General features: G+C 38.8%; 4 protein-coding genes and 3 pseudogenes. 5 read left to right on the forward strand and 2 right to left on the reverse strand.

Features of this window, described 5'->3' with window-relative positions:
* A pseudogene (locus ACKTSF_RS14270) lies at positions 1-593 on the forward strand (IS256-like element IS1310 family transposase); the annotation flags it as partial.
* A 794-nt stretch (positions 594-1,387) separates the two neighbouring features.
* Here ACKTSF_RS14270 and ACKTSF_RS14275 read toward each other — a convergent pair.
* Both ACKTSF_RS14275 and ACKTSF_RS14285 read right to left on the reverse strand, forming a co-directional pair.
* Positions 1,388-1,600 (reverse strand): hypothetical protein, encoded by a 213-nt coding sequence (locus ACKTSF_RS14275; RefSeq protein ID WP_001748064.1) that lies wholly within the window; start codon positions 1,598-1,600, stop codon positions 1,388-1,390.
* Between the two features lie 190 nt (positions 1,601-1,790).
* Positions 1,791-2,093: pseudogene (locus ACKTSF_RS14285) on the reverse strand (recombinase family protein); the annotation flags it as partial.
* A 189-nt stretch (positions 2,094-2,282) separates the two neighbouring features.
* Here ACKTSF_RS14285 and ACKTSF_RS14290 point away from each other — a divergent pair.
* The 4 genes and pseudogenes from ACKTSF_RS14290 to ACKTSF_RS14305 all read left to right on the forward strand — a co-directional run.
* Positions 2,283-2,591: pseudogene (locus ACKTSF_RS14290) on the forward strand (Asp23/Gls24 family envelope stress response protein); the annotation flags it as partial.
* Between the two features lie 14 nt (positions 2,592-2,605).
* Positions 2,606-2,857: a GlsB/YeaQ/YmgE family stress response membrane protein gene (locus tag ACKTSF_RS14295; protein WP_003680323.1), complete on the forward strand. Its 252-nt coding sequence runs from the start codon at positions 2,606-2,608 to the stop codon at positions 2,855-2,857.
* 11 nt (positions 2,858-2,868) lie between these two features.
* The gene (locus ACKTSF_RS14300) at positions 2,869-3,009 is read left to right on the forward strand and encodes a hypothetical protein (RefSeq protein WP_081539454.1); all 141 of its coding nucleotides are present in this window, start codon (positions 2,869-2,871) and stop codon (positions 3,007-3,009) included.
* Positions 3,010-3,389: 380 nt separating this feature from the next.
* On the forward strand, positions 3,390-3,447 hold a 58-nt coding region (locus ACKTSF_RS14305), incomplete at its 3' end, for a putative holin-like toxin (RefSeq protein ID WP_225415999.1).

Raw genomic sequence — 3,447 nt, forward strand, 5'->3', positions numbered from 1 at the left:
ACTACCAAGTGGCGCCGACGGAATCAACTGGGATCTGGACTGAATTACTGGGAACCCTGATTAAGCAAGGGGTCAAAGATGTGCTGTTGTTTGTGGCCGATGGGTTAGTTGGTTTGGATGAAGGCTTAAATCGGCATTTTCCCAAAGCTAAACGACAACGTTGCCTGGTTCATGTTGGGCGTAATTTGATAAACAAAGTTCGGGTGAAAGACCGTAAGGCCGTGATCAATGACTTTAAACAAGTTCATTGGGCTGCCAATCGTGAAGCAGCCGAACTGAAACTGAATGAGTTCGCCAACAACTGGCATCGTACCTATCCCAAGTTAATCAGAGATCTGCTTAAAATGCCGAATCTGCTCACTTTCATGGACTTTCCACCAGCCATTCGGCAATCACTCTACTCCACTAACTTGATTGAGAACTTTAACAAGCATCTCAAGCGCACCACCCACCGCAAAGAACAATTTCCAACGGAAGATTCACTGGATCGATTCCTGGTTTCTCAGTTTAATGCTTATAACGAGAAGTCTCTGAAGCGGATCCACCGAGGCTTTAAGGGACTCCAGGACACCTTGGAAGCATCATTTATTTAAGTTAGTTACATATTATATGTACGAAGGCATTTCATTTACACAAGATTCTTGACGCTACCAAATTTTCGAAGTGGAATGGTATTTAACTCTGGATCATATTTAATAATTTCATTTCCCATGCTGTACCTCCTAATGATTACAAATTAATTTTAGATTATGTTTATCAAGTAGTCAACTTTATAGTTCTACTTGATAAACAGACAAAACCTACTTGATAAACAGACAAAACCTACTTGATAAACTTCTATAAGCCTTGGGAGAGTAAGGTTCAAGAGGGGTCTAAAAGAGGTTTAAAAGAGGTTTATAAAAGAGGTATATAAGAGGCACCACTGTACGAGATCAAGACCTAAAATCAAAAACACAAAGGAGTGAGCCAAAAACCGGCTCACATTAAACTCCATTCGCTACGCTCTTTGCGCCTCACTTCGTTCGTTGCCTAAAAAGGTGTGGCAAGCCACATTTATACGGGCGCTGACGCCCCGCACCCCGTCAAGCTGAACCAGCTTGACCGTTTTTTCACTCGCCGTTAGGCAGGAAAGCAAAGTTTTATAGAAACTTTGGCTTTCGCCAATTCAGTGTTAAGACTGGTTTAGAGCTGTCAATTCCTTATGCTCCCACGCTTTGCTCGTCCGCTACCATTGACAGCAAACAGTTAGCTTTTCTAAAACATAATAAGAATTTAACTGCTATGTCCCTTTTAAGGCCTTTATTTTCAATTCTCAGCAGTTTTAAGCATATTTACATATAATTTATGCCAAAACAAAATAAAAAGCCCTCAGTGAGCTTTTAGAGGGCTAAATTACAAATCCTGGTCGATTAATAATATCTTCTTGTCTTTTTTGCAAAATGTAAGTGTACAAGGAATTATACAAATTCTGTTTGATCTCATCAGGTTCATGAACAAAAGCTTCAAACAATTCTTGAATATCAACTTGCCAAGGATCAGCAAGCATTTCATCAATTGGCTTTAATACTTTTTTTTCGTCCATCTGAGTTACTCCTAACATTAGCTAATTATTTCAGGTTTAAATTAAAGGCATCTTTTTATAGTTAGTTATTCAAAGATGGTAATTAAGTTTAGAAAGAAAAACGGTGTAAAGCGGTAGATTGCAAATTTAATCCGAATTTTTGGACAAATTTGTCAGCATAACCTGATACGGTGTTTGCCAATCGAGTATTTTAAGCGGTCGCTGGTTAATTTGGGTCAGCAATCCCTGTCATGGACGGTAAATTCAACACATCTAGGGTAGCACCCTTACTTTGAATGGAGTTCATGATCTTAGTCAAATCATAGTTGTTTCTGCCTAAGCGATCTAATTCAGTGACCATTACAATATCACCCTCACGAATATAGGCCAGCATTTTTTGCAGTTCTGGCCGATTAGTGTTAGCTCCACTTAATTTATCCGTAAATAATTTATCAACGTCTTTTAAAGCCGCTAACTGTCGATCTAAATGTTGCTCCTTGGAACTCACACGCGCATAACCGATTTTAGCCATTTCCAGCTCTCCTTTTGGACAGTTCTAATGAACACTTGTAATTCCTAGTATAGTACAGAAATAAAAAAGACCAATAGGGTATACCCTATTGGCTAGATTGGTTTAGTCAAACAAAAATCTTAATTGGTTCCTTATAAGAGCATATAATTCCATCATCACAACTGTCCTGCTATAATTATGGTAAAGGTGGTGGATCTCGACATTGTTGCTGAATACGGCATTGATATTTCTAAACTGTATGACAAGATCAAAAATGTTATCGTTCGGGAAGTAAAGAATATGACCGAATTAGAAGTAATTGAGGTAAATGTGAATGTTGTTGATGTCAGGACAAAGGAGCAACATGAAAAAGATTCGACTTCTCTGCAAGATCGCGTGAGCGATGCCACAGACAAAACGAAGGAAGCCGTCAGTAAGGGCGCAAAGAAATCGAAGGAAACATTAGGTGACAGCGTTGATAAAGTAACGTCTGACAATAAATCTAGTCGTGTTAACTAAGGGGGTGAGTAAATATGGGACTTATTTGGTCATTAATCGTCGGGGCAATCATTGGTGCCATTGCTGGCGCAATCACTAACCGTGGTGCTGCTATGGGCTGGATTGCAAACATCGTAGCTGGTTTAATCGGTGCGTGGATTGGCCAAGGGCTCCTTGGTACTTGGGGCCCTTCGTTAGCTGGCATGGCATTGATACCATCGATCATTGGGGCAATTATTTTAGTTCTGATTGTTTCATTAGTTGTTGGTCGAACCAGTAAAAAGTAAGGGGGAATTTTATGGACGTCTTGAAAAATGTATTTAAGTTTATGATCGCTTCTACGCTCATTGTAGGTGGTGTCCTCATCGGTGGCACCGTCTTGGCTGCTAAGAAAGTAGATGGTATTGGTGATACATTGCAACAAAAATTACATGGATAATTAGCCAAATTTATCTGTATTAGGCTTCTTAGAACGTAAATAATTGAGCAATTGAAGATCAGTTAATCAATATTTAAATTGGGAAGATAACCCTTTATAAATATAGATTGGAATTTTTTTGATAATTAATCAAAGCAGGCACTTTTTTACATAGGTGCTTGCTTTTATTTATCTATACATTATGACCTAGCAGTTAAAAACTGTTTTTACAGATATAAATATAGTTTTCTTACTGATTCTTTAATTTTATATTTGGTTAAAGAGCTAGGCTGCTTGTATAATAGATCAAGTAAGAAGTTTTAAGGGCGGTTGCTGTCTTTTCCCTTGCGAGGTGAGGCCCATGGGAACATGGAATAATCTTCAGGAAGGTTTCACAGTCAATGAGCGTCTTCCAGACACTCTCGTTGATGTTACTGTTTGGCACGTTTTTAATCGCGC

Origin of the sequence: Levilactobacillus muriae (assembly GCF_045862015.1) — a bacterium.
Lineage (GTDB): Bacteria > Bacillota > Bacilli > Lactobacillales > Lactobacillaceae > Levilactobacillus > Levilactobacillus muriae.